At 68.7% G+C, this 6505-nt stretch carries 4 protein-coding genes and 1 pseudogene; 3 read left to right on the top strand and 2 right to left on the bottom strand.

Annotation, left to right across the window (positions count from 1 at the left end; translation table 11 throughout):
- Positions 1-93: 93 nt before the first annotated feature.
- Positions 94-1455, bottom strand: coding sequence for an O-acetylhomoserine aminocarboxypropyltransferase/cysteine synthase family protein (locus RWX45_RS09415; RefSeq protein ID WP_316023472.1), 1362 nt, complete (start codon positions 1453-1455; stop codon positions 94-96).
- A gap of 267 nt (positions 1456-1722) precedes the next feature.
- Between RWX45_RS09415 and RWX45_RS09410 the strand changes: the two genes are divergently transcribed.
- The gene (locus RWX45_RS09410) at positions 1723-3204 is read left to right on the top strand and encodes a C40 family peptidase (RefSeq protein ID WP_316023471.1); all 1482 of its coding nucleotides are present in this window, start codon (positions 1723-1725) and stop codon (positions 3202-3204) included.
- A 913-nt stretch (positions 3205-4117) separates the two neighbouring features.
- Here RWX45_RS09410 and RWX45_RS09405 read toward each other — a convergent pair.
- Positions 4118-4618: an inorganic diphosphatase gene (locus tag RWX45_RS09405; RefSeq protein ID WP_086616070.1), complete on the bottom strand. Its 501-nt coding sequence runs from the start codon at positions 4616-4618 to the stop codon at positions 4118-4120.
- Between the two features lie 286 nt (positions 4619-4904).
- On the opposite strand from RWX45_RS09405, the gene dacB reads away from it, so the two are divergent.
- Entirely contained in the window at positions 4905-6299 is a 1395-nt protein-coding gene (gene dacB, locus RWX45_RS09400) for a D-alanyl-D-alanine carboxypeptidase/D-alanyl-D-alanine-endopeptidase (RefSeq protein ID WP_316023470.1), read from the top strand.
- Between the two features lie 12 nt (positions 6300-6311).
- Positions 6312-6505, top strand: a pseudogene (locus RWX45_RS09395) (hypothetical protein); the annotation flags it as partial.

The raw sequence follows: 6505 nt of genomic DNA, 5'->3' as shown, positions 1-6505 counted from the left end.
GCGAGGGGCGGTGGCGTTGGCCGTCGGTGCATTCGTCGGTCCGTTTGGCCACTCGCCAGCCGCTCGCCCGCGCCCGCAACCGCGGCGCTTGCCTCAGAGCGCGGCGACGGCAGCCAAGCCACGCTCGAGGTCGGCGATGATGTCGTCGACATGCTCAATACCGATGCTCAGGCGCACCGTCCCCGCACTGATGCCGGCCCGGGCGAGCTCGGCGTCGGTCATCTGCGAGTGAGTCGTCGTCGCCGGGTGGACGGCGAGTGAGCGCACGTCGCCAATGTTGGCGAGGTTGGAGAACAAACCGAGGGCGTCGATGAAGGCGGCGCCGGCCTCGCGGCCGCCGGCCAGGTCGAAGGCGAAGACGCTGCCTGCGCCGCGCGGGCAGTACTTGCGGTGCAGCTCGTAGTAGGGGCTGGACTCCAGCCCGGAGTAACGCACCTCGGCCACTTCCGGACGGTCCTGCAGCCAACGCGCCACCGCCAGGGCGTTGTCCACGTGACGCTCCATGCGCAGGGAGAGGGTCTCAATGCCCTGCGCGATGAGGAATGAGTCCATTGGACTGGCGGCGAAGCCGAGATCACGCTGGCCGGCGGTGTGGGCGCGCAGGATGAAGGCCATGTTGCCCAGGGGGCTGCCCACACCGAGGTCGCGTGCGTACACCAGCCCGTTGTAGGAGGGGTCGGGGGTGTTGAAGTCGGGGAAGCGCTCGGGCTGGGCGGCGAAGTCGAAGTTGCCGGAGTCGACGATTGCGCCCATGACGGTGGAGCCGTGCCCGCCGAGGAACTTCGTCGCCGCGTGCACCACGATGTCGGCCCCCCATTCGAAGGGGCGGATGAGGTAGGGGGAGGCGACGGTGTTGTCGACCACCAGCGGGATGCCGAGTGCGTGCGCGGCCTCCGCGATGGGTTCGATGTCAAGGATGTCGCCCTTGGGGTTGGGGATGGACTCCCCGAAGAAGCAAATGGTGCGGTCGTCGGCGAGTGCCGCCCAGGCGGCCGGGTCGCCGGGATCCGTGACGAAGCGGGTCTCGATGCCGAGCTTGGGCAGCGTGTGGTGGAGCTGGTTGACGGTGCCGCCGTACAGGGAGGGGGAGGCGACGATATTGCTGCCCTGACCACCGAGTGTCACGAAGGTCAGGGCCTGAGCGGCCATCCCGGAGGAAACCAGGTGTGCGCCGACGCCGCCCTCGAGGGCGGCGATACGACGGGCGACGATCTGGTTGGTGGGGTTGTCCAGGCGCGTGTAGATCGGGCCGAGGGACTTGAGGGCGAAGCGGTCGGCGGCCTCCTGAGCGTCGGGGAAGACGAAGGATGTCGTCTGGTAGATGGGGATGGCGCGCGATCCGGTGTCCGAGTCGGGCGTGTGGCCGGCCTGGACCTGCATGGTCTCGAAGTGCCAGCCGGTCGGATTGGCGGCGGAGGGAGTGTGCTCCGGGGTGCCGGACGGTGCGTCAGCCATGGGATCTCCTTGCGTGCGGGAAGCCGGCGGGCCGGTATGGGCCTGCGGACAGAACGCTACCGCAGCATCGAATGTGACTAACAACACAGGTGTGAAGTGCGTGTCGTGGATCGGCTGCATTCCAGGGGTTGTGCTAGCTCGAAAGGCGCGTGTGGCTTCTGTGAAATTTGTTGTTTCTGTTTTTCCTGCGCGTGTTGATAGGTAAGGTTCTGGAGGTACGCAGGGTGCGTCGGTCAAGGAGGCGCGCCGGAACATGACGGAGAACTTGTGAGCCCGACCAATCGCACGCGCCGCGCCAGCGCAGTCATGCGCGTGAGCCTGACCGCCGCGGCCCTCACGCTCGCCGTCACGCTCGCCCCGGCCACGGCGGCCGACGAGGTGACTCAGGACGACATTGACCGGTCCAAGTCCGCCGAGCAGACCACGGCAACCTCCATCGCTGCCCTTGAAGCTGACCTGGCTCAGCTGAGTGTGACGACGGCGAATGCCGAGCTCGCCGCCCAGGTCGCTAACGAGGATTACCTGACCGCGCTTGACGACCTCGACACCGCGACCACCGAGGCTGAGAACGCCCAGAGTGCCGCCGATGATGCCGCTGCGGAGACCGAGGAGGCTCGCGCCGACTTGGGCGCCGTCGTTTCAGAGACGTATGAGCAGGGCAGCGCTGGCACCCTGGATGCCCTGGCCCCCTACCTGACCGGAGAGTCCCTCGGCGACGCCACCGATGTCAGTGTCGCCTTGGACCGTGCCGGGGAAAACACCGATTCCCAGTTGCAAAGCGTGGAGGCGCTGCAGGCGGTTGCCGACACCATGCAGTCCATCGCCGACGCCAAGGTGGTGGCTAAACAGTCCGCCGCTGACGCCGCCGCGACCGCCAAAGCTGATGCCGACGCCGCCGCCACCGCCGCGCAGACCGCGCAGGCAACTGCGGAGACCGAGCGCGCCAACCTCATCACCCAGCTTGCCGAACAGCGCAACACAACCGTCGAGCTGGAGACCGCCTACCAGGAGCAGCTGGAGGCGGAGCGCAAGGCCCGTGAGGAGGCTGCCGCCAAGGCGGCGGCGGAGCAGGCCGCCCAGGAGCAGGCCGCACAAGCCGCCGCGCAGGAGAGCGCGGCGCCGGCACAGTCGGAAGCTGCTTCGGAATCGTCCACTCCGTCGCAGACGCAGACGCAGCAATCGCAGTCCTCGTCCTCGACGCCGTCCTCGAGTTCGTCGTCAGGGTCTTCCTCGTCCGGTTCGTCTTCCGGCTCCTCGTCCTCGGGTTCGTCTTCATCCGGGTCGTCGCCGGGCTCGTCCTCGAGCAGCTCTTCCGGCTCTTCGTCCTCACAGACGACGACCACGACCACAACCACCACGACGACAACCTCGACCAGTTCTGGTGGCAGCCGGGCGCAGACCGCGGTATCCGCTGCTTACACCTACATTGGTGTGCCGTATGTGTGGGCGGGCGAGTCCTATGCGGGCGTTGACTGCTCCGGTCTGGTCATGCTCGCCTACCGCTCCGCAGGTGTGTACCTCACCCACTCCTCGCGTGCGCAGTACGGGCAGGGCACTCTGATCCCGCTTGCTCAGGCCCAGGCTGGTGACCTCGTCTTCTGGTCTTCCAACGGCACCCAGTCGGGGATCTACCACGTGGCCATGTACCTGGGTAATGGCCAGATGATTGAGGCTCCGACCTTCGGCTACACCGTGCGCGTGACCTCGATGCGCTACTCGGGCGCCATGCCCTACGCGGTGCGCCCCTGACCTGGGTGGCAGCGGTTACCGGCCGGAGTGGTGTCTCCGACCAGCGCTTCCGACCGGGCTGGTGCAGACCGGCGTAGCTGGTCGGGACGGTGTTGCCCGCCCGTGTAGCTGGCCGGGACGGTGCTACTGGCCCGGTGCGGGTTGATGAACGCACTCTCTCACCGAAACCGGCACTAATGACGCGCCGAAACCGGCACAAGTAACGCGCCGAAACCGGCCGTGCTGTGGGTGGGCTTCGCGGACGGACTGCCTGTTGGCGCTTGGACCGTCTGCCATCGGTTGGACTGCCTGAGAACACGTCTGGGGCGGTCCAACTGGGGGTGCCGCCGGCGCCCTGGTCCTTGTGGCGTCGCCCTACCTGCCAGGCTGCCAGAAGGCTGGGCCGCATAACGTTTTGGAACGGCTGCACACTGGAGCGTCCAGTGGCTGCGTACGCACCTCGAGCTTTCGTTGGAACGACAACAACCAACTTTTTCGAGTCATGTTGATGGGGAGGCTCCGGTGTGCAGCGGAGGTTCGGGCGCACACAGGAGCCGTCTCCCGCTTAGGCGTCCGAAAAGCTGTTTGGCGCCATTGCAGGGAAAAACCTGGTTTGCTTGGTGACGACCAGCGGTTAAAGTGTGCAACCGTATCGTTTCGTTACTAACGTGCTGGCCTCGAGAATCCGGAAGACGCTTCCGCGGCGCCGAAAGAGCGGTGAGCGCTCGGAGCTTCTCCGCAGGTATGCACGGCAGGCATGTGTGGGCAACGCGTGTGGAGCTTACGCAGGCTGCCCCCGGGAACCGGGCGCCTCGGAGCCTTCCGGTGCATGCCGGACCGCGCGACCCACGTCGACCCGGGGTGGACTTGGGTCGCGCGACCCGCGCCGGTCCGCCGCACTGGGGCCGACCGGAACGGGCCGACCGATCCCGGCTCAGTGCCCCTCGCGGGCGATGCGGGCGGCCTCGCGCTCGTAGGACAGGCGGATCTCCGCCTCGGCCTCCTCACGACCTACCCAGTGGGCACCCTCAACGCTCTTACCCGGCTCGAGGTCCTTGTACACCTCGAAGAAGTGCTGGATCTCCAGACGGTGGAACTCGGAGACGTCCTCAATGTCGGTACGCCAGGAGGCGCGCTGATCACCGGCCGGCACGCACAGGACCTTGTCATCTCCGCCCTTCTCGTCGCGCATGCGGAACATGCCCAGCGCCCGGCAGCGAATGAGGCAGCCGGGGAAGGTCGGCTCCTCCAACAGCACCAGTGCGTCGAGCGGGTCGCCGTCCTCCCCGAGGGTGTTGTCGATGAAGCCGTAGTCGTCGGGGTAGCGGGTGGAGGTGAACAGCATCCGGTCCAGCTTGATGCGCCCGGTGGTGTGGTCGAGCTCGTACTTGTTGCGGTTCCCCTTGGGGATCTCGATGGTGACGTCGAATTCCACGTGTGTCTCCCTACTCCTGTTGCCGGCACGGTGGACGAGCGCGGCGGTTATCTGGCGATGGTCGATGGTCGGCGGCCCGAGCGGCTGAGCCACCCCGGCCGCCGAGTCACCGCCGACCCGCGACACGACGGAGACGGCGTCGCGCCGGAAGGGCCGGTCCAATAGCACTAGTGTGGCCCACGACGGCGCATCCGGGGTGGAAAGCCATGCGGCCCGCCCGAGATGGGGGTCGGTGAGGCCGATTCCGGTGTGTTGTCCCGTTGCCCGCTCGACTCTCGGAGAAATCGTGCACAAGGCCCAGATTGCAGCCCTGACGGCAGCCACGCTCGTCGTCGTCGGTGCCTACTACGGCCTGGCTGACGCGCTCGACCTCGTGCCCGGGGTACTGACCGCCTCGCCCGGCGACTATGCGGTGCAGCCCTTCCCTGCCGCCTCTGCGGCTGCCGAGGAGCCCGACGCTGTCGCCGGGCTGGACGCGGATGCGCCCGTGCCCGACGCGGCCACCCTGGCCGCCATGGCGGACACGTTGGCCGCCGACGAGCGCGTGGGGGAGGCAACCACCGGGGTGTCGATTGTGGATGTGGCCACGGGCACGGAGCTGGTGGATCACGGCGCGGGCAGCCCGCTCACCCCGGCCTCCTCCAACAAGGTTCCCGTCGCCTGGGCTGCACTGTCCCTGCTCGGCGCCGACCATACCCTGAGCACGAGCGCCGTGCTGGAGGGGACCACGCTCACCCTGGTGGGTGGCGGCGACGTGCTGCTCGCCGACGACGCCGGAGACCCGGACTCCGCCGTCGGGCACGCCGGCCTGGGGGACCTGGCCCGCGCAGCCGCCGCGCAGCTCGAGGCCGAGGGGGTCGCCAGCGTGTCCGTCGCGCTGGATGACACCCTGTTCACCGGCCCCACGTGGAGCAGTGCGTGGGAGGACGGCAACGAGTCCTGGGTGGCACCGATCCAGCCGCTCATGATTGACGTGACCGCCTACCCCTCGGGCGGCTACCCCACCGACCCGGCCCTGGAGGCCGCCCAGGTCTTCGCCGACCACCTGCGCGACGCCGGGATTGAGGTGACCGGTACCGTCACCCGCGCCCAGGCCGGTGCGGACGCCACCGAGGTGGCGAGCGTGCAGTCCGCCCCGCTGGCCGACATCTTGTCCGTCTCCCTCAAGGCCTCCGACAACACCATGACCGAGGTTGAGGGACGGCTGGTGGCCGTTGCCGCGGGGGAGGAGGCCACCTTTGACGGGGCTGCCCGGGCGGTGCTGGCACAGCTGCAGGCCGACGGCTTCGACACCTCCGGCGTCACCATGCTGGACTCGTGCGGATTGGCGCTGGGGAACAAGATCCCCGCCCGCCTGCTGGCCCAGATCATCGCCCGCGCCGCGGCCGCCGACGCCGGCACCGTCGGGCGCAGCCTCATGACCGCGCTCCCGGTGGGCGGCCTGGACGGGACCCTCGATGATCGCTTCATCGGTATTTCCGGAGCCGGCACGGTGCGCGCCAAGACCGGCTCCCTGGACACGGCCGCCTCCCTGACCGGGACCGTCGTCACCGAGGACGGGAGGCTGCTCGCCTTCAGTGTCATCGTGGACGGCTTCGAGACCGGCGGCCTGTACTCCGCCCGCGTGGCGATTGACGACGACCTCGTCTCCCCGCTGGCCGGCTGCGGCTGTGGGGGCTGAGCGGTGAACGGCATGAGCGGGCAGACATGGGACGGGTCGGAGACTGCCGGCGGTGGGCGCGCACCGGGCACGTCCGGTGCCGAGCGCACCGGGAGGTCGGGCCGCAGCGCCGCCGACGTGGTCGACTGGGACGCCGCGCTGCGCCTGGCGCGTGCGGGTACCCCGGCGGGGCCGCGCGTGCCCGGGGCGACTCGCCGGGGCGTTGT

Source organism: Actinomyces sp. MRS3W, assembly GCF_032465695.1.
Lineage (GTDB): Bacteria > Actinomycetota > Actinomycetes > Actinomycetales > Actinomycetaceae > Actinomyces.
The sequence above is the reverse complement of the archived record's forward strand: the minus strand, read 5'-3'. Positions and strand labels throughout refer to the sequence as shown.